This window comes from Pseudoalteromonas sp. NEC-BIFX-2020_002 (genome assembly GCF_013002825.1).
Lineage (GTDB): Bacteria > Pseudomonadota > Gammaproteobacteria > Enterobacterales > Alteromonadaceae > Pseudoalteromonas > Pseudoalteromonas neustonica.
This window is the reverse complement of sequence record NZ_JABEPJ010000001.1, coordinates 420,791-447,660: the sequence shown is the minus strand read 5'-3', so window position 1 is coordinate 447,660 and position 26,870 is coordinate 420,791. Positions and strand designations below refer to the sequence as shown.

At 40.5% G+C, this 26,870-nt stretch carries 27 protein-coding genes; 11 read left to right on the top strand and 16 right to left on the bottom strand.

All coding sequences use genetic code 11. The features are described 5' to 3' along the window. Window positions 1-104: 104 nt before the first annotated feature. Together deoD and HJP15_RS01805 are read right to left on the bottom strand one after the other, a co-directional pair. A complete protein-coding gene (deoD, locus tag HJP15_RS01810) occupies window positions 105-806 on the bottom strand; it encodes a purine-nucleoside phosphorylase (protein ID WP_054203997.1) in 702 nt (233 codons plus the stop codon). Then, on the bottom strand, window positions 806-2,038 hold the full coding sequence (locus HJP15_RS01805; RefSeq protein ID WP_170172931.1) for a phosphopentomutase: 1,233 nt from the start codon (window positions 2,036-2,038) through the stop codon (window positions 806-808). Before HJP15_RS01805 ends, deoD begins: the two co-directional genes overlap by 1 nt. A 190-nt stretch (window positions 2,039-2,228) precedes the next feature. Here HJP15_RS01805 and udk point away from each other — a divergent pair, with 190 nt between their 5' ends. The 3 genes from udk to HJP15_RS01790 all read left to right on the top strand — a co-directional run bounded on the left by udk (window position 2,229) and on the right by HJP15_RS01790 (window position 5,294). Then, entirely contained in the window at window positions 2,229-2,858 is a 630-nt protein-coding gene (gene udk / locus HJP15_RS01800; protein ID WP_054203995.1) for a uridine kinase, read from the top strand. Window positions 2,859-2,876: 18 nt separating this feature from the next. Continuing rightward, window positions 2,877-4,100 carry a NupC/NupG family nucleoside CNT transporter gene (locus tag HJP15_RS01795; protein ID WP_054203994.1) on the top strand — a complete coding sequence of 408 codons (1,224 nt, stop codon included), beginning with the start codon at window positions 2,877-2,879 and terminating at the stop codon, window positions 4,098-4,100. Window positions 4,101-4,613: 513 nt separating this feature from the next. After that, entirely contained in the window at window positions 4,614-5,294 is a 681-nt protein-coding gene (locus HJP15_RS01790) for a substrate-binding periplasmic protein (protein WP_249118509.1), read from the top strand. Window positions 5,295-5,610: 316 nt separating this feature from the next. On the opposite strand, the gene HJP15_RS01785 is transcribed toward HJP15_RS01790, so the two are convergent. From HJP15_RS01785 to HJP15_RS01750, 8 genes are all read right to left on the bottom strand, one after another. Continuing rightward, complete coding sequence (locus tag HJP15_RS01785; protein WP_212760605.1) at window positions 5,611-6,330, bottom strand: substrate-binding periplasmic protein; 720 nt, start codon at window positions 6,328-6,330, stop codon at window positions 5,611-5,613. Window positions 6,331-6,485: 155 nt separating this feature from the next. Continuing rightward, window positions 6,486-6,695 (bottom strand): cold-shock protein, encoded by a 210-nt coding sequence (locus HJP15_RS01780; RefSeq protein ID WP_054203991.1) that lies wholly within the window; start codon window positions 6,693-6,695, stop codon window positions 6,486-6,488. 574 nt (window positions 6,696-7,269) lie between these two features. Further along, window positions 7,270-7,959, bottom strand: coding sequence for a M15 family metallopeptidase (locus HJP15_RS01775; RefSeq protein ID WP_054203990.1), 690 nt, complete (start codon window positions 7,957-7,959; stop codon window positions 7,270-7,272). A gap of 142 nt (window positions 7,960-8,101) precedes the next feature. Continuing rightward, window positions 8,102-9,157 (bottom strand): hemin-degrading factor, encoded by a 1,056-nt coding sequence (locus tag HJP15_RS01770; protein ID WP_170172930.1) that lies wholly within the window; start codon window positions 9,155-9,157, stop codon window positions 8,102-8,104. A gap of 85 nt (window positions 9,158-9,242) precedes the next feature. Next, entirely contained in the window at window positions 9,243-11,342 is a 2,100-nt protein-coding gene (locus HJP15_RS01765) for a TonB-dependent receptor domain-containing protein (RefSeq protein WP_170172929.1), read from the bottom strand. Window positions 11,343-11,534: 192 nt separating this feature from the next. Further along, on the bottom strand, window positions 11,535-11,948 hold the full coding sequence (locus HJP15_RS01760; RefSeq protein WP_054203987.1) for a biopolymer transporter ExbD: 414 nt from the start codon (window positions 11,946-11,948) through the stop codon (window positions 11,535-11,537). Then, the gene (locus HJP15_RS01755; RefSeq protein WP_054203986.1) at window positions 11,941-12,486 is read right to left on the bottom strand and encodes a MotA/TolQ/ExbB proton channel family protein; all 546 of its coding nucleotides are present in this window, start codon (window positions 12,484-12,486) and stop codon (window positions 11,941-11,943) included. Before HJP15_RS01755 ends, HJP15_RS01760 begins: the two co-directional genes overlap by 8 nt. Window positions 12,487-12,510: 24 nt before the next feature. Next, window positions 12,511-13,254, bottom strand: coding sequence for an energy transducer TonB (locus HJP15_RS01750; RefSeq protein ID WP_170172928.1), 744 nt, complete (start codon window positions 13,252-13,254; stop codon window positions 12,511-12,513). A 64-nt stretch (window positions 13,255-13,318) separates the two neighbouring features. Between HJP15_RS01750 and HJP15_RS01745 the strand changes: the two genes are divergently transcribed. Genes HJP15_RS01745 through HJP15_RS01735 form a run of 3 tightly spaced genes read left to right on the top strand, consistent with a single transcriptional unit; the run spans window position 13,319 to window position 16,116 of the window. Beyond that, window positions 13,319-14,257 carry a heme/hemin ABC transporter substrate-binding protein gene (locus HJP15_RS01745; RefSeq protein WP_054452489.1) on the top strand — a complete coding sequence of 313 codons (939 nt, stop codon included), beginning with the start codon at window positions 13,319-13,321 and terminating at the stop codon, window positions 14,255-14,257. A gap of 2 nt (window positions 14,258-14,259) precedes the next feature. Next, window positions 14,260-15,312, top strand: a complete 1,053-nt coding sequence (locus HJP15_RS01740; RefSeq protein ID WP_054203983.1) for a FecCD family ABC transporter permease — start codon at window positions 14,260-14,262, stop codon at window positions 15,310-15,312. A 3-nt stretch (window positions 15,313-15,315) separates the two neighbouring features. Next, the gene (locus tag HJP15_RS01735; protein ID WP_170172927.1) at window positions 15,316-16,116 is read left to right on the top strand and encodes a heme ABC transporter ATP-binding protein; all 801 of its coding nucleotides are present in this window, start codon (window positions 15,316-15,318) and stop codon (window positions 16,114-16,116) included. Window positions 16,117-16,159: 43 nt separating this feature from the next. Here HJP15_RS01735 and HJP15_RS01730 read toward each other — a convergent pair whose 3' ends face one another. Together HJP15_RS01730 and HJP15_RS01725 are read right to left on the bottom strand one after the other, a co-directional pair. Then, a complete protein-coding gene (locus tag HJP15_RS01730; RefSeq protein ID WP_212760604.1) occupies window positions 16,160-17,743 on the bottom strand; it encodes a sensor domain-containing diguanylate cyclase in 1,584 nt (527 codons plus the stop codon). 139 nt (window positions 17,744-17,882) lie between these two features. Then, window positions 17,883-18,332, bottom strand: coding sequence for an energy transducer TonB (locus tag HJP15_RS01725; protein WP_169327549.1), 450 nt, complete (start codon window positions 18,330-18,332; stop codon window positions 17,883-17,885). An 811-nt stretch (window positions 18,333-19,143) separates the two neighbouring features. On the opposite strand from HJP15_RS01725, the gene HJP15_RS01720 reads away from it, so the two are divergent. From HJP15_RS01720 to HJP15_RS01700, 5 genes are read left to right on the top strand one after another with little or no spacing between them, the layout of a single operon-like run. After that, window positions 19,144-20,958 carry a glycoside hydrolase family 3 protein gene (locus tag HJP15_RS01720; protein ID WP_170172983.1) on the top strand — a complete coding sequence of 605 codons (1,815 nt, stop codon included), beginning with the start codon at window positions 19,144-19,146 and terminating at the stop codon, window positions 20,956-20,958. Between the two features lie 21 nt (window positions 20,959-20,979). Continuing rightward, a complete protein-coding gene (locus HJP15_RS01715) occupies window positions 20,980-21,777 on the top strand; it encodes a putative hydro-lyase (RefSeq protein ID WP_169327550.1) in 798 nt (265 codons plus the stop codon). Window positions 21,778-21,789: 12 nt separating this feature from the next. After that, window positions 21,790-22,518: a 5-oxoprolinase subunit PxpA gene (locus tag HJP15_RS01710; protein WP_170172926.1), complete on the top strand. Its 729-nt coding sequence runs from the start codon at window positions 21,790-21,792 to the stop codon at window positions 22,516-22,518. Then, on the top strand, window positions 22,506-23,375 hold the full coding sequence (locus HJP15_RS01705) for a glutamate cyclase domain-containing protein (protein WP_170172925.1): 870 nt from the start codon (window positions 22,506-22,508) through the stop codon (window positions 23,373-23,375). The genes HJP15_RS01710 and HJP15_RS01705 overlap by 13 nt, the downstream gene beginning before the upstream one ends. After that, window positions 23,372-24,229 (top strand): aminotransferase class IV, encoded by an 858-nt coding sequence (locus tag HJP15_RS01700; RefSeq protein WP_054203977.1) that lies wholly within the window; start codon window positions 23,372-23,374, stop codon window positions 24,227-24,229. Before HJP15_RS01705 ends, HJP15_RS01700 begins: the two co-directional genes overlap by 4 nt. Window positions 24,230-24,617: 388 nt before the next feature. Here HJP15_RS01700 and HJP15_RS01695 read toward each other — a convergent pair whose 3' ends face one another. From HJP15_RS01695 to HJP15_RS01680, 4 genes are read right to left on the bottom strand one after another with little or no spacing between them, the layout of a single operon-like run. Further along, complete coding sequence (locus HJP15_RS01695; protein WP_170172924.1) at window positions 24,618-25,184, bottom strand: NAD(P)H-dependent oxidoreductase; 567 nt, start codon at window positions 25,182-25,184, stop codon at window positions 24,618-24,620. A 39-nt stretch (window positions 25,185-25,223) separates the two neighbouring features. Next, the gene (locus tag HJP15_RS01690; RefSeq protein ID WP_054452502.1) at window positions 25,224-25,586 is read right to left on the bottom strand and encodes a MerR family DNA-binding transcriptional regulator; all 363 of its coding nucleotides are present in this window, start codon (window positions 25,584-25,586) and stop codon (window positions 25,224-25,226) included. Window positions 25,587-25,589: 3 nt separating this feature from the next. After that, entirely contained in the window at window positions 25,590-26,342 is a 753-nt protein-coding gene (locus tag HJP15_RS01685; RefSeq protein WP_249365774.1) for a polysaccharide deacetylase family protein, read from the bottom strand. Window positions 26,343-26,365: 23 nt separating this feature from the next. Then, the gene (locus HJP15_RS01680) at window positions 26,366-26,746 is read right to left on the bottom strand and encodes a VOC family protein (protein WP_054203974.1); all 381 of its coding nucleotides are present in this window, start codon (window positions 26,744-26,746) and stop codon (window positions 26,366-26,368) included. Window positions 26,747-26,870 lie beyond the last annotated feature (124 nt).

Here is a 26,870-nt window from a genome sequence, read left to right as displayed (position 1 = left end):
AAAAAGCCGCCTAGGGTTGCTAGGCGGCTTTGGGAGGTTAGTCTCACTGTATTTGGGCGTGTCTCCAAACGAGTGAATACGTTACCAAGGAACTGTTATATAGCTTAGATTGACTCTAGGGCAATTTTAACCATTTCGTTGAAGGTGCTTTGACGCTCTTCACTTGGGGTTGCTTCACCTGTGATCACGTGGTCACTTACGGTAAATAATGCCATGGCTTTTGCGCCATACTCTGCTGCAACGCCATACAAACCCGCGGTTTCCATATCTACGGCTAACATACCTAATTTATCAAGCTCTTGATAAAAAGTGTTGTCAGCTTGATAGAAAGTATCGGTTGTGAATACGTTTCCTACTTTTGCTTTAATGCCTAATTCTTTTGCTGCGTTAACGCCGCTTAATAGTAAGTCAAAGTCAGCAATTGCTGAAAAATCATAACCACGAACACGGGCACGGTTTACATTTGAATCTGTGCTGGCACCTTGTGCAAATATAACGTCGCGGATTTTAATATCACTACCAATACCACCACAAGTGCCAATACGAATAAGGTTTTTAACGCCATAACTTACGATTAACTCGCGAGCATAAATCGACATTGATGGAATACCCATCCCTGAACCCATAATGCTGACAGGCTTACCTTTGTATGTGCCGGTAAAACCGTACATATTACGAACACCCGTTACTTTAACGGCATCATCAAGAAAATTTTCCGCAATATATTGCGCACGTAATGGATCGCCTGGCATTAGCACTGTTTGTGCAAAATCACCGTTATTAGCGTCGATATGTGGAGTACTCATTATTCTTTTCCTTTTACTTTTGGTGCAGTTAGCTTGTCAATAAAGCCATCACCATATTCAAGTGCAGGTAAGTTAAACCACTGGGCAAGTGTTTGACCTATGTCTGCAAAACTAGCACGTTCACCAAGAGGGATATTTTCAAGTCCTACTTGATAAGCAAGTACAGGCACATATTCACGGGTGTGCTCAGAGCCCGGAAATGTAGGATCGCATCCATGATCTGCTGTAATAACTAATACGTCATCCGCTTTTAGCTGATTAAGTATCGTTGGTAAATAATCGTCAAATTCTTTTAATGCCTTTGCATACCCAACAGGGTTGCGGCGATGACCAAACTTTTCATCAAAATCAACAAGATTAGTAAAAATCAAACTGTGGTCAGGCGCTGTTGCCATAACTTCAGTTGTTTTTTCTAACAAGTTTTGTAAGCCTGGAGCTTTATGTTTTTGGGTAATACCTTGATGCGCATAGATATCTGAAATTTTACCTATGCTAATCACTTCACCACCGTCTTGCGCCAGTTTATCTAGCAAAGTCGGTGCTGGCGGTAATACTGAGTAGTCACGACGGTTACCTGTTCTGGCAAAGTCTTGACTATTAGAACCCAAAAATGGCCGCGCAATAACTCGTCCTATATTCATTTCATCAAGCAGCGCCCGTGTGATTTCGCAAACCTGATAAAGCTTCTCTAGTCCGAATGATTCTTCATGCGCGGCTATTTGAAACACGCTGTCAGCTGAGGTGTAACAGATTGGTTTACCTGTTTTTACGTGCTCTTCACCTAGCTGTTCTAAAATGGTTGTTCCCGATGCATGGCAATTGCCTAAAATGCCAGGAATACCGGTACGAGCAATTAGCTCGTCAATTAATTCTTGTGGAAAGCTCGGCTGCGTTTTAGGGAAATACCCCCAATCAAATAACACCGGCACACCGGCCATTTCCCAATGTCCGGATGGTGTGTCTTTGCCGCTTGAAAGCTCTTTTGCATAACCCCATGCACCAATTGGTGTTTGGCGGTCACTTATTAAGCATGGCTCGTTACCTGCCGCTTCACATGCGTCTACTAATCCTAATAACGATAAATTAGGCAGTGATAGCTTTTCGCCGGTCTCTTCAAAGTATGCTTTAAGCAAATGTGCAAATGTGTTTGCACCAATATCACCAAATTTATCTGCGTCTGGTGCTGCACCTATGCCTAGGCTATCTGCCATTAAAATAATTGCTCTTGCCATGCTTACCTCGTCTTTCCAATATGGCTACTTTATATTCTTGTGCTTTTTAACGTACAGGACATAAGTCCTGTTTCATAAAACCTAAACATTATAAATTTCACCCCCTGAGCGAAGCAAAAGAGATTATTCGTGTCTTTTTTGCTATTGTGATCTACCAACGATATATCCTTCTGTGTGGGTGAGAACTTTAGTGACACGAACAATAATAGCCATTGCTGGGGCATCTGCCTCTGGCAAATCTCTTTTTAGCCAAACAATTTATAATGAATTGGTTAATGAGCTTGAACCAGGTGCCATCGCCGTAATTGAAGAAGATGCGTATTATAAAGATCAATCACATTTACCGTTTGATCACCGTACGCAAACTAATTACGACCATCCCGAAGCGTTTGAGCATGAGCTAATGTGTAAGCATTTAACTCAGTTACGCAATGGTAAAGCTGTTGAAGTACCAACTTATGATTATGCTCAACATACGCGCAGTGATAAAACACGCACCGTAATGCCAGCACAAATATTGATAGTTGAAGGTATTTTATTGCTTAGCGATAAAGCGCTACGTAAAGAATTTGATATCAAGGTGTTTATTGATACACCCCTTGATATTTGCCTAATGCGCCGTATGCAACGTGATATGGAGCAACGAGGCAGAACGTTACAGTCCGTTGTTGAACAATATCAGGCTACTGTGAGACCGATGTTTTATCAGTTTATTGAGCCCTCAAAGCACAAGGCTGATTTAGTGGTCACACGAGGTGGTATGAATCGCGTCGCCATTGATATAATTAAAAGTAAAATAAAATATTTACTGCAAGAATAACAACGGGAATAACAAAAAATGACAACATTTATGAGCTTAGTCGGCATGTGTGTGCTGCTAGGCATTGCGTTTACGGCTTCGACAAACCGCAAAGCAATTAATTTAAGAACTGTCGGTATCGCTTTTGCTATGCAATTTGTAATTGGTGGGTTTGTACTGTTTTCAGAGGCAGGCAAAAATGCACTCGTTGCCATGTCAAAAGCCGTATCATCAGTGATCGGTTTTGCTAATGATGGTATTAGTTTTTTATTTGGACCATTAGCAAATCAAGATACTTTAGGGTTTATTTTTGCCATTCAAGTATTACCTGTGATTGTGTTTTTCTCAGCGTTAGTGGCTGTGCTATATCACTTAGGTATTATGGACTGGATTATTAGAATCCTCGGCGGTGGTTTACAAAAACTGTTAAAAACCTCCCGAACAGAATCGCTTTCAGCAACGGCAAACATTTTTGTAGGCCAAACTGAAGCACCGTTAATTGTTAAACCATTTATTGCAACCATGACTAAATCAGAGTTATTTGCAGTTATGGTGGGTGGCTTAGCCACTGTGGCAGGCTCTGTAATGGCCGGTTACGTTATTATTGGGGTTGAGCTTAAGTATTTAATTGCTGCCAGCTTTATGGCCGCACCGGGTGGTTTTTTAATGGCTAAAATGATTGTGCCAGAGACCGAAACCCCCAAAGATAACTTAGCTGACTTGGATATTGATGAAGATAAACCTGTTAACGTGATTGATGCAGCGGCATCAGGTGCTGCTAACGGAATGCATTTAGCATTAAATGTAGGCGCAATGCTGTTAGCATTTGTTGCTTTAATTGCCTTACTAAACGGTTTATTAGGTGGTATTGGCGGTTGGTTTGATTATCCAACACTGACATTACAAGAAATTTTAGGTTATATATTTGCACCGGTTGCCTGGTTATTAGGTGTGCCGTGGAGTGAAGCAATTATAGCTGGTAGCTTTATTGGTCAAAAATTAGTGGTCAACGAGTTTGTTGCTTACTTAGACTTTATGAATTATCGCGATACGTTAAGTGCGCACACACAAGCGATTGTCACATTCGCGTTATGTGGCTTTGCTAACTTATCATCGATAGCAATTTTACTAGGTGGATTGGGCGGTATGGCGCCTAGTCGGCGAAAGGATATCGCACGCTTAGGGCTCAGAGCAGTGTTAGCAGGATCTATGGCTAACCTTATGAGCGCTGCAATTGCAGGTTTTTTCCTCTCGCTAGCTTAGAAACTTTGAGATGAGCCTTGGTTGCAAAACAATAGGATGAGCCTTTAAGGGGTTAAAGACTTATCTGATTTGAACGATACTTCACAAAGGGCCGCAAGGCCCTTTTATCGTTTCGCCACAAAATTATTCCAAAAATGTACTACTCTTTTAACTTATACCGTGATCTAATATTGCACAGAGAAATTACACCAATCGTGTTAAGTTAATGACCATTTATAGCGAAAGATAAATACAGTGATAACAAGGCAGACATTTTGACATGCAGTTGTTCTTGGCAATTGCTCTGCATCCATGCAGTCGTACATGAAAAATTACTAACGCAGTTAGCGCTTTATTTAGTCCGCTAGAATGGTTATATATTTAAGCCGATTGGTATTATCATAACAAAGCAACAATCGTTGCTCTGAGCAATTGCTACTATATCTATACAATCGTATATGGATAGTTTTTAACACAGCTAAATAGAGTAAATTAATGCAGATATTAATAGCGTGCTTTTTGCTTTTGGTAACTATGTCAAGTTTTGCACAACCAACGCTAGTCGTTGTTACTGAGTTCTCGCCTCCTCATCAAACACAAATTGGCAATAAGGTGGGTGGATTCAGCACTGACATTGTAACGATGATTGTTAATGAAGCGAACATGAATACCTCCATTTCAATCTACCCTTGGGCTAGAGCTTATCAGATGGTCTCTCGACAAAAAAACACACTCATATATAGCCTTGCTAGAACGCCTGAGCGTGAATCTTTATTTCATTGGATAGCACCTGTTGTTCATTTTAAGTTAGGCTTTGTAAAGCTTGCTCAGCGCGATGACGTACGAGTAAATAACACGCAGCAAGCGAAGCACTATAAAATTGCCGTACAACGGAATGATCTTGCCTATACTGTTTTACACAACCATCGATTTGATCTGCTTTTAACTCCCGACATTCAAAACTCTTACCATTTATTACTAGCCAAAAAAGTCGATTTAATAATAGATGATGAAAATTATATTCCAGCAATGAGTAAGCACATAGGCGTTTCCCCTGATCGGTTTAGCTTCATATATGCGATTGATGAGCTCAACGTTGATGGTTACTTAGCTGCAAATTTGGATATCGATCCTGAAATTTTACATGCTTTGCAGCAGGCATTTTTAAAAATAAAAGACGCCGCGAAATACAAAGCACTGTTGGAAGCCCATTAGCTGGGAGCGCTCAGCTGGTAATGTTAAAAAGCACGCATAGTGTATGCAATCACCGATGGCAAGTAATAGTGGTTCTATCATTAAAATAAATAACGCAGTATAAATCGTTTTAAACCAACCCTTTAGGTATTTCACAAGGACTTACTTTCTGTATTGTTACTTCTTAAAAGGGACTGCCATTCTTACAAAGTAACGCCTTGATATTAAGCCCCTGCGAAACGCTGAATACTGCATATTAAGGTGGATTGAGTATATAGAACAACTATAATTAAAACTGGTTCAACTTTGCAATGCATTGCGGCTAGATAACATACTACTATTCATTCGTATATCGTTGTCGGTACAGCTTCAAATTGTCAAACGCTTTTAAGGCTGCTAACTCTTGATTAAATCGTTCAATAATTTCAGGGGGGATCGCTTTATTAAAAACAAGGTAATTCCCTTGTAGTTTATCAACAGGAAGCTCCACTAGTTTTACAACTTCTTTGCCTCCGTAGCCAAATTGCTGTAATTGATAATCAAGTGTCTGTTCTGATCCAAGGATTAAGTCAATTTTATTCTTAAAAAATAAATTAATATATTCATAGTGGTGAGCGAATTTAAGTAAATTTTTATCTTTTTCAAAGCCTATTTCTTGTATTAGCTCTTCGTAAACATCTCCCCTTACTAACCCTAGGGTGTAATTAGCTGTTTGTGCTAAATTTACTGGTCTTATATGGTTATTTTTCGCTAAACGATAAAAATAAGTACGAGAAGATACGAGTGGTCCCACCCATTGAAATAAGCTTTCTCGCTCAGGGCTACGGGCTGTGGAGACAAGTCCAGACAACGGATTTTTTTGTACTAAACTGTATGCGCGTGTCCAGGGTAATAACTCAAACTTACACTCTAACTCTGTGCGTTCACATAGCGTGCGCACTATATCTAAATTAATACCTTGTAACTGCCCTTTATTTGAAAAATTATAAGGCGGAAACTGCTCTGTATAAATAGTTACAGTGGGCTTTTCGGCACCGACGCCGATGCAAGAAAACAAAAAACAGCAGGTTAGAGTAATAAATCGAAAGATAGTAAGCTCACTGCGAATGAAAATGTAGTTAAATAATAGGAAGGGGCTTATGCTACGTCAATTTTTAGACACAAAAAAAGCGCCTTAAGCGCTTTTTTTTATTTTTACTTTAAAAGTAAAAATTATAACGGAGTGATGTTATCCGCTTGTGGACCTTTTTGACCTTGTGAAAGAGTAAACTCTACACGTTGGCCTTCAGCTAAAGTTTTGAAACCATCGCTTTTGATTGCTGAGAAATGTGCGAAAACGTCTGGACCGCTTTCTTGCTCGATGAAACCAAAACCTTTAGACTCGTTAAACCACTTAACTGTACCTGATACGATGTTAGACATAGTAATATCCTGATATAAAAATAAAATAATTGCCCTAGTGGGCGGGTGTAGCAAAAAATGAGATGGTACTTTAAAAACTTCAGGACGGTACTACAAGTATTACTTATACAACATCGAAATGGAGATTTATAGCTTACATGCTTTCTTTCTAGCTGCGACAAACTATATAGTGTTTTAGCCTAATGTCAACTACTTTATTGAACCCTAGGGCGTGTTGACCTTTGTGGATTGAAATTTGTTCAATCTAGGGGCGATTTAATCGCGGCGCGAGGTTTGTAATCGAGTGGGCTCGATAACTGCTCCTGCGTTATTCTACTGGCTCACATCCATGTGAGAATAAGTAAAAACCGAGCAAAGCTTGTGCGTCCTGCTCACGCCCCTTACCTACATCCGTGTAGGTAACAAAGAGTTAATCGCCCCTAGGAAGAACCCTTTGGGCAGCGCATGTTTGGCATTTATACTGCGTTATCGCCTATTTATGGGAACAACCACACACCATAGGCACTGCCTTGCCTAAATACCAAATAGGCTGCTGCAAAATCAATCACGAAGGGTCAACACGCCCTAGATACACTTATTTAACTTCAAAATCAAAGTAAGTGTCAGGGTATGCTTGTGGTTTATAAGTAAAGTGCCACCACTCCATGCTGTAAGGTGCAAAACCCGCTGCAACCATAATATTTTTAAGTTTGTACCTGTTGGCTTTTTGCCTAGTAGTTATACGTAGGTCATCCGTATTTGAAAGCGTATCAAACATATCAAATAGTGATCCCATATTCAGCTCAGTACCTTCACTGTCAGTTAGCGTCAGGTCAAGAGTTGAGCCACGACTGTGGCCTGATTTAGCTGCAATGTATCCACCCAGTAACTCATCTTTACCAAGGTTTGGATAATAGGTAGCCTTTGTTACTAAGTCTGTTGGGTCGTTCACCCAGCGTACAAAATGATCCACCGCACGTTGCGGGCGATAACAATCAAATATTTTAAAATTTAGACCGGCGAGCTGCGCTTGTTTATGGGCTTTTTGCAATGCGTAAGCAGTGGTTTTATGTAGCAAGCATTTTGCAGACTTATAGCCATCGATCGGTTTGCCAACAAAGTTATTACTGCTGTAATAACGAATATCAAACAAAGCGGTGGGCAAGAGTGTTGCTACATCAATAAACTCTTGTTGTTTTGTATTGCGCACATTGGCGTTCGCGACACTACTGAAAGTAATAATACTGAGTAATAAGCACAATTTAAACTGTTTATATAACACCATAGTGCAGGCTTTAAAGGTGGGAAAATTGTACTTTTAATATTGCATACATAAAAAATATTGCCAAGCATTTATACCCAAATCACCTCAAGATGCGAGTTTCAGCGTTATGAGATGACTTTGGTATATATTCATGCGTATAAAGTTAGGCTGCAATTTGTAGCTTACGTAGCTTGTCACATAATGCAATCCAATCGCGGGCTTGGGTTTTACCTTCTGTACGTCTGCCAAATAGGGTCATAACGGTATTGCCGTCACAATCAAAAAACTCGATTGAGTGAACCGCCGTTTCGCCATTATCTGTTGGTTTTTTAACAACGAAGGCACGAGAAAATTGCTTATCCTGTACATGCAAATTAAACCCATCATCCAGTACATTATACCAATCACCGACTTGTTTAAGGTTAGTTAACGTCCCAGAGTATATTTGCACCGCACTGCTGTTATTAACAAAAATCATCAGCTCACTGTGTTGATCACGTACGGTTTCTAGCACTTCACTTAAACTATTAGCCGGGATCTCTTGTGCCCACTGCTTTCCGGCAATTTCTAAACCTTGAGTACGGCTAACACCAAACTCTTTTAACAATGCAGGAAAGTGATGTACGTCTTGAAGGTTTTGCCAACCTTGTCTAAACCCTTGAATATCTATTTCGGCTAATGGGCGATACTCATTAACAGCAATATCAGCCTCTGTGATGCTTAGCTGAGTGCTTTGATCTGTTGCTTTATGCGCCATTACTAACTGCTCAAATGCAGGCATATTTGTTTGCTGTGTTGTAAACACTTTATGTACAGCGATACCGTGCTTATCAAAAAATTGAACACTGCTGTGCTTTGCATTGTTGTTCACTGCAAATGCACTGTGCCACTTAGACACAAATAACCGTAAATCTATACCACCGGGGTTAATAGCGATGGCTGTTTTAATGTTATTGCGCTCAGAGCAGTAAATTTTCTCGTAACAGCCTGAAATTTCACTGACGACTTGTGCGTTACGTGTTAGTGCCATAACGTGTTGTAATTTTTTAAAACCCTTTAAAATCCCTTCAATATGGGTGATCTCAAGCTTTATAACGCCTTCGCCTACTTGTGCAGCAATTAGCTCTGCTTCAGTAATTTTTAACTGCGCCGCTGCGTCAATAGCTCTAATATTAGGGTGTTGTATTTGCAGTTGGCGGTAATCATTTAGAATATTCATTGTGCGCTCCTAATACCAATTTCATTAAAAACATGACCATACTAGTGAGCTAAATAGCTCACTAGTTCAATGCAATTGGTTTAACTTAAAATTTAAAGCTCAGTTGTGTTTTAATGTTACGGCCAACACCATAGTCCCCTATCGCACCACCGGTGCCTGCCATCACCTGGTATTCTTCGTCAAATAAATTGTCCACAGCCAAACGTGCACTCCAACTATCATTAATATCCCAGTTTGCATTTAAACCAACCAATGTGTAGCCATCATGCTCAACTTGCTTGGATGCCTGAGCCGCACGGTCGTATGCAAGTACGGTACGCGCTGAAATATTTTGAATGCTAATCCCTGTACGTACTGTTGAATCAAAAAACACTAAGCCGGCATCGACTGTTAACGTATCAGCGGGTAAATACCAAAGCGGTTTATCATCTTGATCATCACCCGCTATTTCGCTATACGAAAAGTTTACATACCCGGCGCGATGAGCATAATTGACTTCGAGTTCAAAACCATCGCGGTCATTTTCACCACGGTTGCTATAGCGTGGTGCCGGCATAGGGTTTGTAGTGGTGCTGGTATTTGACTGAATTTCGTCATCTACTTGAGTATTGAAGTAAATTGCTCGCGCTGTCAGTGAATCAATATCAGAGAACACATCGCTGACTTGATAACTGATACCCATTTCGCTATTACGGCTGTTTTCTACTTCCAAGGCTAAGTTTATATTTCGGCCACCGTATTGATCGTATATTTCATCCAGTAAAGGTGCTCTAAAGCCCTCTTGATAACTGGCAAATACAGCAAATTCGGAGGTAAACTGATAGTTAACCGTCAATGCTGGTACAACTTGTGAGTGCTTAACTTTTAAATCTTGACCTACAAAGCCCGCTGCAAATTTACTTGTTGGCGTACTTTGGTATTCTTCATAGCGAATACCCCCCGTAATTGTAAGCGCTTGCCATGTAAACTCGTCTTGAATATATACACCTAACCGCTTTTGCGTGCCGCCTGGCTGTGATGAAATCTCATTCCTTACGGCGTCTTTACCATACTCTAAGCATTCGTAAGTTTGCCTATTAAGATTTGTGCATGGGTAGCCTAACTTTTCACCAACACGCTCTTTATCTGAGTACTGCACACCATAAGTAAGCGCATGCATACCTAGTACACTTGTGTTCATTATATCAAGTGTGTTGATGTTGTATTCGTAGTTAGAGGCAAGGCCAATGTAGTCTTTAAGCATTCCTTTACCGCCACTTTCTGTTACGTGGCTTTGGGTGTTGCCTACGCGTACAGATAAATCAAGGTAGGTATTATTTTCAGGATTGAGTTCGTAACTAAGATTCGTGACAGATTGCTCAACCTCGCGGTAAACCGTGCCCCATGCACCGGGATCGGTGGTATTAAATTCGGTGCGTTGTGCATCTTCGCTCTCGGTATATGATAGAGCGATTAGCGCGTCTTCATTTATATAGTATTCGCCTTTAATAAGTAGTGACTCTGCCTTTATAGCTGAATTATCAAGCGTTTTTCCGTTTGATAATTCAAAGTCATCACTGCTGCGTTTTATAAATGCCGCTAGTAAATCTAACGATTCGATTGGCCGTGCATAGGTATACACACTGCCGTTAGCTTCGTTATTGTTGCTATTATGCCCCAGCTTTACTTTAGCGCCGTAAGTTTGATCAGGTGCTAAAAAGTCACTGGCGTCTTTAAGCTCCATGTCAACAACACCGCCTAATGCCCCACCGCCATGCAATACGGTACTTGGACCACGTTTAATACTGATTGTGCGATATAAATCTGCATCACTAAAAAAGCTACCCATGCGGTATTTTTCAAATGTTTGAATAGCTCCATCAACACTTACCAGCACATCTTCGGCGTCATTAAAGCCACGTACACTAAACTTTTGACCACCGCTGCGCGGTCCACCGGTTGCCGTTACATTAGGCACCGAGATTAGGCTATCAAACACTGTTGTTGCTAGTACTTTTTCGATGTTTTCGCTGGTGATCACATTAACTGCTTGCGCAGAATTGAGTGCTGTTTTTTCGGTTCGCGTTGCGGTTACTGTTACGGCATCTAATGCAGTAGTTAGTTGCGATTGGTCGGCTGTAGTTGTTTCAGCCATAAGAGGCAGTGATACACTGGCAAGGCATAAAGCCAGTTTTGAAAGGCGCATGTGTCGCTCCATAAAATAAGTGAACTAAGTTAAAGTCATAAAATGACGTAATGCTTGGCTAAGCCCCTTACTCACCAAACTGTGTACTAATTCAACCTAAACAGGTACTCGGTTTTTAAATACCTAAAGTCAAGTTGAGGTTAATTAAAGTAGATGCACTATAACAAAAACACACGCAAATGATAATTGTTTTTATTCGTTTTTAATGAGTATATTCGCAACATTACGATCTTCACTCGATAACGCAGCTAACAACTTAACAAGTTCGCCACTAGGAACGTGTTGATCTATTGCTAGATACAAAGGCCGTTTTTTAGTTTGTAAACGCAATGCCTGCATTACGGTATTGAGCGAGCTGTAGGGTTCTTTGGCAAGTCCGTACGTTATTTTTTGCTCGCTAAAACGTACACTTAAAACCAAAGCATCGGGTTGTTCTATCGGGGCGTGTGTATTTTTACCCGCATCGGGTAAGTTAACATCCATCATGTCTAATTTGACAGCGGCCGTTAATAACAAAAATACCAACAAAATAAATAGCACATCTATTAATGCTGTCAGATCAGGCATTAAGGTGTGGTGGCTCGATTTTTTTGGTAACTCAAGCATTGGCGGCTTCATCAAAACAAAGCTGGTAATTTAAATGATTAATTATGCGCGTCATATCTGTTTGTAATCGTTCTAATAACGCGTTAAATATCCCACTTAATAATAAACAGGGAATCGCGATAATAAGCCCTGCCATAGTTGAATACATAGCCTCCCATAAACCATCGGCAAGTAATGCGGGGGTCACTGCTTGTTGGGTTTGCGCTATTTTTCTAAACATTAGTACTAATCCCCATACCGTGCCTAATAAACCCATTAACGGACTTAACGAACCAAGGAGAGCGAGTATATTTAACCTTTTTCGCCAATTAGCAAAGCTGTCCTGTAGATACAATTGACACCACTGATGGCGTTGATCTGGTTGTAATTTTTTCTGTAATTGCTGACTAAAATCACTGTCGAGTTGATTCATTTTTTGTAAATGTGACCATCCATATATAAAAGCCGTTACACGGTCTAACACAATCGCTAAAGCCAGTATTGATACTCCAAATAAAGGCCACGCCATAATTCCTACAGCAGAAAATACATCTTGCATTGTTAGTTCTCTTTTATAAAAGCGCTATGAGCGCAGGGAAAATTCGATTGGCACACTAAAGCGTGCTTTTATACCGTGGCTGTCGCGCATTACAGGGTGAAACTGCCACTTTGATACATTACCAATTGCGGCTTTATCAAGCTCAGCAAAACCGCTACTTTTTAAAATCTTAACATTCGTTATTAAGCCTTTTTCGCTGAGCTCAATTTGCAATATTGCTACGCCCTGATACCCGCGACGCTTCGCTCTTCGTGGGTAATTTAAAGCGGGTCTGGGTGCTTTAAATAACGGCAACGTATTTACGTCAATAACTTGGTTTTTTAATGAATGCTGCTTTGCAATAACAGGTGCACTTGAAGACGGCGCGGCCATCGTTGGCTTTTTTTGTTGTATAGCAAGTTTAACTTTAGTGGGTGGCTCAACTTTCTTAGGGCTTACAGGTTTATCTGGGACTGGATTAAGTTGCTTTATGGTTGGCTCAGATAAGGCTGACTTTGTCGTTATGATTTGTTCTTGTGGTTTTGCTGCCAACTGTATTTTTTTACCGCTAAATTGGGTATTTGCCGCCTCAGTGCTCTTAACTACAGGTTGCACTTGGATCTGCGTTTCTACTGTTGGCTGCTGCATTTTTGAATTTACAATATTTATCGCAATGCGCTGCGCAGGTTGCGCTGTGCTCAATTTCAGTATTAAAGGCGTCGCAGGTTGATAAAACAACCACGTTAAATGACCACTAATAGATAAAATAAGGAAAATAATAAACTTCATAACTTTTAAATATAAATGCGAACTGTTAGTATTTACATTAAATAATATCAACATTGGACTTTTTATGAAACCCCTCCTCACGTATTTAATTTTTATGATATTCGCTACGGCCTTCCCTCTAAGTGCGGCCACACAACCAGATAGTCCGCACAGAGTTGTTGTCTCCGGTGGTTCTATCACCGAGATCATTTATGCTCTTCAAGAGCAACAACGTATTATTGGTGTAGATAGCACCAGCGTATTCCCAGCTTCTGCCACTCAAAAACCACAAATAGGCTATGTACGCAGAATTAGCGCTGAAGGTATTTTGTCGTTAAATCCAGATTTAGTGCTTGGCGAGTCCGATACAGGGCCTAAAAAAGTCGTTGAACAGTTAAAAAAGACAGGGGTTAATTTAGTTATTCTCAATGAGCACGATAACTTTTTAGGAATTGAAAAAAAAATAAAAAACATTGCTCAGTTACTCAATGTTCCAGCCAAAGGTGATGTATTAGTTCAATCACTACAAGCAGACCGTAATGCACTAGCGCATATTTTAAAGCAAGCTAAAACAAAACCTAATGTGCTATTTGTACTTAGCGTACGCAGTGGCCAACCTATCGTTGCGGGTGCTGGCACATCTGCGAATGAGTTAATCACGGCTGCTGGCGGTGTTAATGCTGCAGCGAGTGCGATCACCAACTGGAAACCGCTTTCTACTGAAGCTGCATTGGCTATTAATCCTGACATCATCATTACAATGGGCCGCCATGGCGATGATCCGCTACCTAAAATAGAGAAACTCGCTCATTTTAAATACACTAACGCAGTAAAAAATGGTCAAGTACACAGTTTTGATGGCAGCTATTTACTGGGAATGGGACCGCGTACGCCACAAGCTGTGGTTGAATTAGCACATACTTTTCATCCAAAAACACGCTTGCCTAGTGGCTATAACTACCAATTTTTACAAACAGCACAAAGCACCACTGATAAAGCAACAAACAAAACAAGTGACTTATAACGATGTTAGCTCTTGGTAGTACGCTCATTACCCAGCAACAGCAACGCCGTTTTGCTATTCCTGCTTTGTTTATAGCCTGTGTGCTGGTGTTTTTTATTGCACTAAGTAAAGGCGGTGTCGCCATTAGTATTAGCGAGATCATTGGCATAATTAACCACACTGCTGATGATCAGCTAAAAAATGCGATTATCTGGCAAATTCGCTTGCCTCGTTTAGTTCTTGCAATGGTTGTGGGTGCAGGTTTGGCTGCCTGTGGCGCAGCAATGCAGGCAATATTTAGAAATCCATTGGCTGACCCAGGTTTAATTGGCGTCTCTAGTGGTGCTGCCCTTGGCGCAGTCGCTACCATCGTATTAGGTACAAGCTTATTTGCAAATTTTAGTGATAGCTTTGGTATTTATGCCGTTCCTGTTGGTGCATTTTTAGGGTGCATTGGTGTATGCGTATTTATTTATCGGCTGAGTGCGCATAGTGGCCAATTTACGATTATTAGTTTGTTATTAGCAGGCATTGCTGTAAACGCGATTGTGGGTTCACTCATTGGCGTTTTAACATTAATAAGTAATGATCAGCAACTGCGTGATTTAACTTTTTGGAGTATGGGTTCCCTCGCCGGAAACCACTTTGCAATGATGACACCCACACTGTGTATTATTATAGCCAGTTGTATTGGTTTACTGCGTTTATCAAAGCCGCTTAATTTATACTTATTAGGTGAAGCACAAGCAAAGCATCTAGGTATTAATGTCACTAAACTTAAAAAGCAGGTGTTTATTTATACAGCACTATGCACCGGTGCAGCTGTGGCAATTACTGGAATTATTGGTTTTGTCGGTTTTATTGTGCCACATATTGTGCGTTTAGTTTTAGGGCCCGATCATCGCTATCTCATGCCAGCCAGCATTTTAGGCGGAGCCTTAATGCTAGGACTAGCTGACTTATTTGCACGCACGGTGATGCTACCTGCCGAAGTGCCCATAGGCCTTATTACAAGTGCTATTGGCGGACCATTCTTTTTAATTATGTTATTAAAAACCTATCAGCAGCGAGGATAAATTATGCTTTCAGGCAGTAAATTAATGGCCAAAGTAGGTCAAAAAATCCTCCTTAACAATGTTGATTTTACGGTAAAACCCCATGAAGTTGTGGTAATAATTGGGCCTAACGGAGCTGGTAAGTCATCGTTATTAAAAGCCTTGTGTGGTGATATTAGTTTATCCGGTGGGGTTGTTAGTATTAATCAACGCACATTGAACGAGTACACTATCGCTGAGCTGGCCAAACTTCGCGCTGTGTTAACACAAAGCTATGAATTAGATTTCCCATTTACGGTTAATGAAGTAGTTGATATGGCTCACTTTGCGCATCAAGAGCAATACAGTGCATTAGCGCTAAAGCAGTTTTCTCATGATGCAATGCTGGCTTTAGGGATAGATCATTTAGCACAACAATGCTTTACCCGTTTATCTGGGGGGGAAAAACAACGCACTCAACTTGCCCGTGTCTTGTGCCAATTACAGCCTAGCCTAGCGAATAAGCAAAATGCTTATTTACTGATTGACGAACCAACATCAAGCCTCGATTTATACCATCAATATGAAGTGATGGCTCAAGCACGCTTAATTGCAAAGCAAGGTGCTGGAGTTGTTGCCGTGGTCCATGATCTATCGTTAGCAGCGAGTTTTGCTGATCGTATTTATATGTTAAATAAGGGGGAGGTTGTTGCGCACGGCACCCCTGAAGAAGTACTTATTAATACTCGGTTAAATGAGGTATATAACATTGATGCTCGGCTGCAAGCTAATTTAGAAAATGTACTACCCCATATAGTTGTCGCTAAAACAGCGAGCTATAGTTAATCTTTACAAAATATGGATCGCATTAATAGTACGCTAATGCGATTCACTCTGAGTGAGTAAGCTGTGAGTCTACAATACAGCGGTTACGACCACTTTTTTTAGCTTTGTATAAGGCTTGATCGGCTTGTTTAAGTACCTCTTCAACGTTCAGTTGGTTCAGTGGCCAACCTGAAATACCTATCGAAATATTTATGCAACCAACAGGCTCAATGATTGTTTCAGATACACGCATACGTAGTCGTTCAGCCAATAGGTATGCGGATTCTCCTGTTGTACTAGGCAGTATAATGATGAACTCCTCCCCGCCTGTACGCGCTACAAAATCACTTTCACGGGTTACGTCCAGCACAACTTTTGCTAGTGATTGCAATACTATGTCGCCAATATCATGGCCGAATTCATCGTTAACCCGTTTAAAGAAATCAATATCGACGGCAAGTACAGTAAACGAAGTGCGATTAAAAATAAGCTGATCAAGCATTCGCTCTAAACTACGGCGATTGTGTAAACCTGTTAACGGATCTGTTTGCGCCTCATGGCGCAATACACCGATTTGATTTTGTAATAAGCCAACTCCCTTTAACATTGCTAAACGCAGTTCTGAGCTTTCATAATACCATGAACGAACCAGCTTTAAATCTTGTGATGCAGCGGGGTTATCGAGTTTTTTTGCAGTTTCTGCAAGGCGCCTTAATGGTTGAGATATTAATTGTGCAAACACCCAAATTAAAATGAAAGTTGCAAAGCCCACTGGAATTGTACGATAGAGCACGTTTAACATGAGTCCATCAAGCGGGACCAATGTTGAGCTAATAGAGCGTTGTGTCACAATTCCCCACGGGGCTGATTTTAACGACGCATAACCGGCTAAAATAGCAGTGCCTTGACTGTTTATAATTTCCTGGGTACCACTTTCGCCTTTAAGCACGGCTTCTATGACTGAATTATTATAAACTTGCTCACCAATGCGCGAAACATCGGGGTGATAAAGCAACCGCCTATTTTTATCAACAACAAAAAGATAGGAGCCATCTTTATGAAAATGCACTTGCAGTAGGTCATGTAAAATACTGCTTTTCTTTAAATATAAAGTACCGCAGACATAGCCTATATAATTACTGTTACGATCAAATAGTGGATGAGAAATAGAAATAATTAAATTACCTGCAGCCGACATATAAGGCTCACTTATCATCGCCTTTTTATTTGATAAAGCCTGTTTTGCCCCATAACTTTGCAGTGTTTCCCCTTCGAGCTGTAAACTCATCGGCGATAAACCTAAAACTAACCCCTGATTATCCACAATTACAATTGAATTAAAGCTATCTGTTTGTAAACGAAGACGATCAGCTTCTTGCGCTAAAATATTGCGGTCATTAAAGTGACTTTCTATTATTTTTGCAGAATAAGCTAGTTGCTGCTGGGCTGATAGCAAGAAACGGTCCGTAACAGACACTAATTTGGCAGCATAAGCATTATGATTTATTAACGTTTGAGATTGTAATTGTTGTTTTTGAACTTGATAACTGGAGTAAAAACTATTTAAAAACGTGATAATCGTAACTGAAATAGCTAAAAATAATATTAATTTTTTTAAATCTAGATTGATGTTGATTAGGCTTCGCAAAATAATATGTCTCTTTATATTAGCCTTACAACTCCCTGGCCATTATTTACGCGGTGAATACTAACAAGTTGTGTGTCTTTATTCTAGGAGCAAAAACTCTAAATATGATTTAGTACAAATTTAGAGTTTATCTGCGCCTTTAGTTATTCGTACTACACGCTAATTTAGATTGCGCAATGCACTGTTGTTGCGCTTGCTCTACACTTTCACCACCCATGCAATAATCTATACGGGTTGTTCTTTTTTCAACCCCTGCATTTTGGCCATCAGCGATTTTCCACTCACTATTTCTTAAAAGTTTTTTAGCTTCTTTTGGTAAGACTCTAGTAGGAATCGCAGATACCAATTCAACATCACTAACGTCACCGCTACTGTCGATATTAAAGGTATAAATCGCGCACCCTTTTATGCCTTTCTTAGCTAGAGCTATAGGGTATTTGGGTGTGTTGTTACTTTTACGTAGCCAAATTGCTTGAGCTACATCAGGGTCGAGGTGGGTTATTTGTACATCAGCAAAATGTGTTTTAGCAAAAAGCACAGGACTAAACAGCACCACCCCTACACTATAAAGAAAGCATTTCTTCGTCATTATTTATCCTTAATTAATAAATTACCTAAAAAGAGTACTTTATAGCAACTGCCAACGCAACCTGCTTTTTAATTTTATTAAATAAATTCAAAGCCTTATATAAACTTTATAATCTCATTCCCAATGAAAATTTAATAAACACTACATGGGCTCAGCCGTGCCTAAAAAACATACTACTGCAAATTCAGCCACGAAAAATAAACAAGCCCTAAACTGAATGTGTATTTATACCCTGACCACCTCAAGATGCAGACTTCAGCGTTTCACAGGTGTTTAATATCAAGGCGTTACTTTGCAATAATGGCAGTCCCTTTTAAGAAGTAACAACGCTGAGAGTAAGCGCCTGTGAAACGCCCAACGGGTTGGTTTAAAAGCGATTTATACTGCGTTATTGATTTTAACAAGGGAACAACCATTATTTGCAATCAATGCCTTGCCTGAATCGCTTTTAACTCCAACTGAAACTGCATCTTGAGGTGGCTTGGGTATATTGCTACCGCCCCCATAAATTCCATACATACTACAGGTTGGAATATATTATTACGGAAAATTTAAAGTTCGAGTCCTTTCAGCTCCCTCTAAGATTTAATCTACATGCTTTATTTAAAGAAAAATAGCGTTTAACGATACATTTTGAATTTATATTTAAAATATGAGTGTGCTAGAATCAGTTTGCCTTTTAATCTTTTTTAACGTTATTATTAGGAATAAATTATTCAAAACAACAATAAGCAATTTAGCTTAGGAGCCTTCTGTGTTAAATAAGTTTGCCATATCATCAATTATCTTTGGACTAGGGTGTTTATTACCAATGAAATCGACCTTTGCAGCGACCACATTAACTCTTGAGCAACAGCTTGGCCAAAAGCTAATGCTTGATTTTCGTTATTATTGTGAACAAGACAGCGAACATTCTATTAAGAAAAAGTGCCGTACCCCTGTCACTCACTTACCTGCAGACTTAGCTAAAGTAATCACCAAACATAATATTGGTGGAGTTATTTTGTTTGCTGAAAATATTGAGAATATCTCACAAATCGTTAAATTAAATAACGCCATGCAACAAGCGGCTGCAAAGTCTAGCTTAGGTGCCCCATTATTTATTTCTATTGACCAAGAAGGCGGACGTGTTGCCCGCATTCCTCGAGATATTGCCACCTCATTTACCGGTAATATGTCAATCGGTGCAAGCTATGCAGTTCACGGAACTAAGTTTGCAACACAATCTGCGCAAGTGATCGCAGATGAGCTAAAAGCGGTGGGGGTTAATGTTAATTACGCACCAACAGTTGATGTAAACATGAACCCTGATAACCCGGTGATCAATGTACGCTCATACGGTGAAGACCCTGCATTAGTGAGTATTTTAGGTGCTGCCCAAGTAGCAGGTTTTGAAGGTAATGGCGTTATTACTTCACTAAAACATTTTCCGGGGCATGGCGATACCAGTGTTGATAGCCACACAGGTTTACCAAAAGTAATGCATGATAAAGAAACGATTTGGCAGCAAGATTTACCGCCATTTCAACAAATTATTAAAGATCAGAACCCCGGTATGATCATGACAGCGCATATCCAGTACCCAGCGCTTGATAGCAGTACATTTGTTAGTAAAGATGGCAAAACCATGATCAAACCAGCCACTATGTCGCGTAAAATAATCACCAAATTATTACGTGATGAGTTAGGTTATCAAGGTGTTGTGATCACTGATGCGCTTGATATGGCAGGTATTAGCCACTTTTTTGAGCCTATAGAAGCCGTTGTAAACACCTTTGCAGCCGGTGTTGATATTGCTTTAATGCCGATTGAAATCCGTAGCCCAAAGGATTTAGTCGTACTTGATACGTTAATAACGCGATTAGTCAGCGAGGTTGAAAAAGGTAACTTAAATGCCAAAGAGATAGATATATCTGCTCAACGTATCATTAATTTAAAAAATAAATTTAAACTTACTACCGAGCTGAATGAATCACTCGCAACACAAAAAGCACACCATATTTTAGGTAATGCTAGTCATCGAAAGGTCGAAGCCGAGCTTGCGCTTGCGGCAATTACTGAAGTTAAAAATGATAAAAACACTTTACCGATTAAGCTTACGGCTAATAGCAAAGTACATATCATAATGCCCGATACGCGTAAGTGCATTGCACTTCAACAAGCAATTGCTGCGCAGACCCAACATATTGTTTCGTTCAGCTGTACCAGCTTGCAAGGGTATGAGCCAGCAACTACATTAAAAGCCATTACTGAAGCTGATATTATTATTGCTGGTAATGCGTTTCCAAATCAAAGCGCGGTAGAAATTGGCGGTATGGATGACCTTGCTGATAACCCAGCATTTGCAATTGCTAAGTCAGCGCAAACCGCGGCGCTTGAGAGCCTTCTTAAGCAAGCGCGACAGGCTAATAAAAAGACCATTTTTATTAGCCTTAGAGCGCCTTATGATATTGCGAAGTTTGGCCAATTTAGTGATGCAATTTTAGCTACTTATGCGTATAACATAGATGTAGATAATAACATTAAAGTATCAGGCCCTGCTTTCACTGCGCTTGCAAAAGTGCTTGTAGGCAAAGCACCTGCGCAAGGTGTGCTACCTGTGACAATTAGTGAAAATAACCACTAAATTTACGCTTAAGAGGATACTATGCAACATAATGCTTCGCTCACTACGCCTTACGCTATCAGGAATATGATCCGTAATGAAGATTACACAGGCCACACATCAGGCTTTGTACCAGGCTTTGTACAAGCTAACTTAGTGATCTTGCCCAAGCAGTATGCTTTTGATTTTTTACAATTTTGCCAAGCAAACAAAAAAGCTTGCCCGATTGTTGCTAGTAGTAGCGCTCCTGGTGCTATCACGATCCCAAATGTTGCGCATGATTTAGATATTCGCACAGACTTACCACGTTATCGGATTTTTAAACAAGGCCAATTGATTGAAGAAGTCACTAATATAAAAGAGCATTGGCGCGATGATTTAGTAACTTTTTTAATTGGCTGCTCGTTCTCTTTTGAAGAGTCGCTGCAAGCAGCTGGTATTGAAATTCGCAATATTACAGAACACAAAAATGTGCCTATGTATATGACTAATATTCCCTGTGAAAGTGCAGGTATTTTTCAAGCAAATATGGTTGTGAGCATGCGACCAATGAAGCCTGCTGATGCCATACGCGCGATTCAAATTTGTAGTCGTTTTCCGGATGTGCATGGTGCTCCTGTGCATTTTGGCGATCCGGCGACTATCGGTATAAAAGATATTAACCGCCCAAACTTTGGTGAATCGGTAACAATAAAAGACGGTGAAGTACCTGTATTTTGGGCCTGTGGTGTTACACCTCAAGTTGCAATTGCCAATGCCGCACCTGATTTTTGCATAACGCATAGTCCTGGTCATATGCTGATCACTGATATTCAAAACGCTCATATATCTGCATTTTAAACGGAAACAAACATGAAGCTTAATTGTGATTTAGGTGAAAGCTATGGAGCATGGAAGATGGGCCTCGATGAAGCTGTTATGCCGCATATAGATATGGCAAACATTGCTTGTGGCTTTCATGGCGGTGACAGCGATGTTTTGGCGTATACTTTAGCGCTTGCTAAACAGCACACTGTAACTATTGGTGCCCACCCTAGTTACCCTGATAAGCAAGGGTTTGGTCGGCGTTCAATGACATTAACACCGCAAGAGCTGACTAATTGCCTACACTACCAAATTGCCGCAATTGAAGGTATGGCTAAAGTGCAAGGGCTAGCACTTAGCTATGTGAAGCCACATGGTGCGCTTTATAATGACATGATGACTGATGAAACAATATTAACCACCGTCATGCAAGCCATTGCCAGCTATCCAAGTCCATTAAAGCTGATGCTACTTGCCACTGCGAATGCAAAAAGCCATCAGCAACTGGCAAAAAAGTACCACTTAACATTAATTTTAGAAGCCTTTGCTGATCGCCAATACACCGACGATGGACTTCTCGTTTCACGAAAAGTTGCCGGCAGCGTGCATGATAAACCGGCATTAATTTCGCAGGTCAAACAACTGCTCGCTACAGGTTGTGTAACAACACAGTCTGGTAAAAAACTCCCTTTACATGCTGATAGTCTATGTGTGCATGGCGATAACGCAGCTGGCATAATTCTTATTCAAGAGATCAAAGCACTATGCCAAACTTAGTAAGTGATGAGCAGCTAAGTCATACCATTGAGAACATGATGATTGAACAGAATTTGCGTGGCATGCAAAGCCTGTATGCGCACCAACTTACCGGCACTTATTTACGCGCTGCAAAGTCATTATTTAACGCAAAACAAACGGTGCTAATTGGCACTGGCTTTGCTGTTAAGCAAACCTTTGAAACTGATGGCCCTGTGGGGGCAATTGCTTTATATAACGCATTAATAGCACTTGGTAAACAGCCGATTCTAGTATGTGGAAACCCCCTTTACACCGCCTTAAAAAATGACTTTAATTGTTTTGAACTCCCCCTTAATAACTTTGTTGATGCTATGGCCTTTAGCAAAACGGCACTGGCTGTTTTAAAACCAGATTGTGTATTGTCAATAGAGCGACCAGGGCTATGCCATGGTAATAAGTATTACAATATGCGTGGCATTGATATATCTGCAGATTGTGGTTGTTTTGATTTTTTTGTGAGCCAAGCCCCCTGCCCAACTGTAGCCATTGGCGATGGTGGCAACGAAATAGGTATGGGCAACTTATCACAATATATGTCTGAGCTAAGTATTACGCCTAGCCTTACTTGCTGCGATGAACTGCTGCTAGCCGATGTATCTAATTGGGCTGCTTATGGCCTGATCGCTTTTTTAAGTCGTTGGCACAACCAGGACTTACTCGCCAATATTAATACGCTGGGTATTTTACAGTACTTAAGTGAGCGTGGCAGTGTAGATGGTGTTACCCAGCAAAATGAATTAACCGAAGATGGCTTACATGCCACGCATGGCCAACAACTCATCGCAAGACTACGTCAGCTTAGCGGTGTTGCCAATCAGAATGAGGATTTACAATGAGTACGGTGTATTTAAACGGCGATTATATGGATGCTGAGCACGCCAAAATCTCGCCTATGGATAGAGGCTTTTTATTTGGTGATGGTATTTACGAAGTGATCCCAGCTTACAATGGTGACATGCTTGGCTTTACCGCACACATAGAGCGTATGAACAATGGTTTAAATGAACTGGAAATTGTGCTTAATTATACGCCAGATACATGGCGTATAATTTGCGATCAGCTATGTAACAAAAACCAAGGTAAAAACTTTGGTATTTACCTGCATGTTAGTCGCGGTGCTGATACAAAACGAGCTCATGCTTACCCTACTGGTATTACACCCACTGTATTCGCTTATGCGTTTGAGATACCCGAACAACCTGTAAGCATTATAGAGTCAGCCACAACATACACGGTTTCACTTGAGCAAGACAAGCGATGGCAACGATGCCATATAAAATCAACCGCATTATTGGGTAACGTAATACATTACCAACATGGCGCGGCGGCCGGCAATAAAGAAACTATTTTATATAATGGTCTTGGTGAACTTACCGAAGCCAGCTCAAGTAATGTGTTTATTGTTAAAGATGGCGTAATAAGTACACCACCGTTAGATAATCAGATTTTGCCAGGGATCACCCGCTGGTTGATTATCAATATTCTTCACTCACACAGTGAGCTTAAAGTACACGAGCGCAGGATCAGCAAAGAAGAACTTCTTGATGCTGATGAAGTATGGATCACCAGTGCAACTAAAGAGGTCGGGCCTGTGATAAAAATTAATGACACACTTATTGGCACCGGTAAACCTGGTAAAACTTGGCAACGAGTGCAAAGTCTTTTTACCTTACATAAGTTTGATTATTAACAGCGGTAAGCGGTAAGCGGTAAGCGGTAAGCGGTAAGCGGTAAGCGGTAATTATAAAAGCCATGTTTGTTTAGTCAAACATGGCTTTTTAAGTCCTAGAATTAACCAGTTGCCTAGGGCGTGTTGACCTTTGTGGATTGAAATTTGTTCAACCTAGGGGCGATTTAATCGCGGCGCGAGGTTTGTAACCTAGCGGGCTAAGTAAAAACCGAGTAACAAAGAGTCAATCGCCCCTAGGAAGAACCCTTTGGGCAGCGCATGTTTGGTATTTATACTGCGTTATCACCTATTTATGGGGAACAACCACACGACATAGGCTCTGCCTTGCCTAAATACCAAACATACTGCTGCAAAATCAATCACGAAAGGTCAACACTCCCTAGTAGTTTTATTTTCTTGCCAGTTTTGCGGCTTGGTTTAACCACTCAACCCGCAGCTCTGGCGTTGAACTGATAATTGGACCGAAATATGCAGTTGAGATAACTTTAATGCCAGAAAAGCCTAAAATAGTGTGTTTTAGCTGCTTAGTCACTGGAGCACCTTGGACGAAACGATAATACCAAGCGGGAGTGTCAAGGGTTAACACAACTTCAGCTGTGCGGCCTTTTAATAGTTTATCGGGAATGGTTTTATTAGGCTGATATTTAAATGCAAAACCAGGTAGGAAAGTACGGTCAATCAACCCTTTAAATTTTGCAGGTAAACCGCCCCACCAAACAGGGATAAACAATACAATATGCTCAGCCCATTGTAACTTTGCTTGAAATTCGACTAAATCAGGCTCTAATGGCTGTTCGCTGTCATAACCATTGCTTAAGTCAGGGTTAAATTGCATAGTACTGAGAGACAGGTATTGTACTTCACTATGACTTGCCGCTACATATGCTTTTGCCAATGCATCACAAAAACTGCTACTTTTTGGATTTGCATCAATCACTAATATATTTCTTTTCATACTAACTACTCCTTTAAAAGCAGCAGCATACACCCTCCCCTAGAGGGCAGAGTCAAGCTTATCTAAGCATATCTTTATGTCTTGGTGATAATAATCTAGCAATTTTTTTTGTTGCTCAAGTGCAGCTATATCATCCAATACTTGCTGCTTTTTTGCTTCGAGTAATTCCACAACAGCTGGCCAATCTAAGTCATGACGAGTGACTTTTAAACTTTTTAGTTGCGCTAAACTTAAACCCAATAACTGCGCGCGCTTAATAAGGGTGACAAACTCGACATCAGCGTTATCATAAATACGGTAGCTGCCTTGGCGTGTTATATCTGTTAGCAGTCCAATGTTTTCATAGTGTCTAATCGCTTTGACCGAAACACCTGAACGCTTTGCCATTTCACCTATAAACACAGCTTATTCCTTCGCCTGCTTTTGCATAATATTAATGTATGAGTCAACGTCATACTTATTTGTATTAGCTGCTAAATAATCCAGTAACTGTGCATGCGCATCAACCGATACACTTAAATGATCCCCACCAACACCATGAAAAATAATGTTTATAAGTTGCACTTGGCTTGAGACATTGCGTACATAATCAATGAGCTGTTGCCCTGTAACATTCGATGGAGCCCATAAAACTGAGCGGCCATTATCATCAACCCCTTTAATTGCGATAAAATGCGCCTTAAGCGGCTCTATAAAGTCTTCACCTGCTGCTTGTGTATCAAAGCAAGGCGGTGTGAATGTACGCTGCGTTTTACCATCTATTGCATGTAAAAATACATTCGCGCTAAGCACCTCACGTATTGCACGTGCACGGGTGTAGCGATCTAAATCATGTTCATCACTGACCCATTCACGGTAAGGTTTTGAGCCACTGCATGGATGATATAAGCTATGATTACCTAACTCATGGCCTTGTTTGGCAACAGTTTTCCACTCATTCATACGGAACTGCATCGTTTGCGCATCGGGCAAGATATAAAACGACGCCTTAAAACCAAGCTTATTAAGCGCAGGTATTGCGTTATCAAGTTGGCTCGCTAAGGCATCATCATACGATAAGCTCACCGCAATCTTATCATCCTTGTTAGAACCGTGTGTTTGCGCGCCAGCAGGCATAGCAAAAACTAATGCTAACCACAGCGCTGCTGATCTTCTCATCTTCAATCCTTGAGTATAAAAATTTAAGCTGTTTGAATAAAACAAAATACATTGAGTTTATTGCCGTCTAAATCACGGAAATAGCCCGCATAAAATCCAGGCATTTCACGCGGACCAGGTGCGCCTTCATCTGTTGCACCTAATGCAATTGCTTTGGCATAAAATGCGTCAACCTGATCTGGGTTCTCTACAGCTAACGCGATCATCGTACCATTGCCCACTGTTGCAGACTGTCCATCATAAGGTTTTGTTATTGAAAAACCAGCCTTATCTGCACCACTGCTCCACGCGACAAAATTATCGGTCTCTAAAAAACGTGTCGCTCCTAATAAAGCGAGTAACTCATCATAAAACACCACCGCTTTGGCAAAATTATTCGTGCCAAACATTGTATAACCAATCATATATATTCCTTTTTCTTTACGATTAAAAATGCATCTCCAAGTTAACGTTATGAGTGATGCTCGTCTACTGCTAATATGCTAAAAGGTAACAATTAAGTCGTGGCGTTTACTGTATTTATTATAT

Excerpts from the sequence above, each read along its gene's own strand:
- deoD (WP_054203997.1), bottom strand. The coding sequence starts at position 806 with ATGAGTACTCCACATATCGACGCTAATAACGGTGATTTTGCACAAACA.
- HJP15_RS01805 (WP_170172931.1), bottom strand. The coding sequence starts at position 2,038 with ATGGCAAGAGCAATTATTTTAATGGCAGATAGCCTAGGCATAGGTGCA.
- HJP15_RS01795 (WP_054203994.1), top strand. The coding sequence starts at position 2,877 with ATGACAACATTTATGAGCTTAGTCGGCATGTGTGTGCTGCTAGGCATT.
- HJP15_RS01790 (WP_249118509.1), top strand. The coding sequence starts at position 4,614 with ATGTCAAGTTTTGCACAACCAACGCTAGTCGTTGTTACTGAGTTCTCG.
- HJP15_RS01780 (WP_054203991.1), bottom strand. The coding sequence starts at position 6,695 with ATGTCTAACATCGTATCAGGTACAGTTAAGTGGTTTAACGAGTCTAAA.
- HJP15_RS01775 (WP_054203990.1), bottom strand. The coding sequence starts at position 7,959 with ATGGTGTTATATAAACAGTTTAAATTGTGCTTATTACTCAGTATTATT.
- HJP15_RS01770 (WP_170172930.1), bottom strand. The coding sequence starts at position 9,157 with ATGAATATTCTAAATGATTACCGCCAACTGCAAATACAACACCCTAAT.
- HJP15_RS01765 (WP_170172929.1), bottom strand. The coding sequence starts at position 11,342 with ATGCGCCTTTCAAAACTGGCTTTATGCCTTGCCAGTGTATCACTGCCT.
- HJP15_RS01760 (WP_054203987.1), bottom strand. The coding sequence starts at position 11,948 with ATGCTTGAGTTACCAAAAAAATCGAGCCACCACACCTTAATGCCTGAT.
- HJP15_RS01755 (WP_054203986.1), bottom strand. The coding sequence starts at position 12,486 with ATGCAAGATGTATTTTCTGCTGTAGGAATTATGGCGTGGCCTTTATTT.
- HJP15_RS01750 (WP_170172928.1), bottom strand. The coding sequence starts at position 13,254 with ATGAAGTTTATTATTTTCCTTATTTTATCTATTAGTGGTCATTTAACG.
- HJP15_RS01745 (WP_054452489.1), top strand. The coding sequence starts at position 13,319 with ATGAAACCCCTCCTCACGTATTTAATTTTTATGATATTCGCTACGGCC.
- HJP15_RS01740 (WP_054203983.1), top strand. The coding sequence starts at position 14,260 with ATGTTAGCTCTTGGTAGTACGCTCATTACCCAGCAACAGCAACGCCGT.
- HJP15_RS01735 (WP_170172927.1), top strand. The coding sequence starts at position 15,316 with ATGCTTTCAGGCAGTAAATTAATGGCCAAAGTAGGTCAAAAAATCCTC.
- HJP15_RS01725 (WP_169327549.1), bottom strand. The coding sequence starts at position 18,332 with ATGACGAAGAAATGCTTTCTTTATAGTGTAGGGGTGGTGCTGTTTAGT.
- HJP15_RS01720 (WP_170172983.1), top strand. The coding sequence starts at position 19,144 with ATGAAATCGACCTTTGCAGCGACCACATTAACTCTTGAGCAACAGCTT.
- HJP15_RS01715 (WP_169327550.1), top strand. The coding sequence starts at position 20,980 with ATGCAACATAATGCTTCGCTCACTACGCCTTACGCTATCAGGAATATG.
- HJP15_RS01710 (WP_170172926.1), top strand. The coding sequence starts at position 21,790 with ATGAAGCTTAATTGTGATTTAGGTGAAAGCTATGGAGCATGGAAGATG.
- HJP15_RS01705 (WP_170172925.1), top strand. The coding sequence starts at position 22,506 with ATGCCAAACTTAGTAAGTGATGAGCAGCTAAGTCATACCATTGAGAAC.
- HJP15_RS01700 (WP_054203977.1), top strand. The coding sequence starts at position 23,372 with ATGAGTACGGTGTATTTAAACGGCGATTATATGGATGCTGAGCACGCC.
- HJP15_RS01695 (WP_170172924.1), bottom strand. The coding sequence starts at position 25,184 with ATGAAAAGAAATATATTAGTGATTGATGCAAATCCAAAAAGTAGCAGT.
- HJP15_RS01685 (WP_249365774.1), bottom strand. The coding sequence starts at position 26,342 with ATGAGAAGATCAGCAGCGCTGTGGTTAGCATTAGTTTTTGCTATGCCT.
- HJP15_RS01680 (WP_054203974.1), bottom strand. The coding sequence starts at position 26,746 with ATGATTGGTTATACAATGTTTGGCACGAATAATTTTGCCAAAGCGGTG.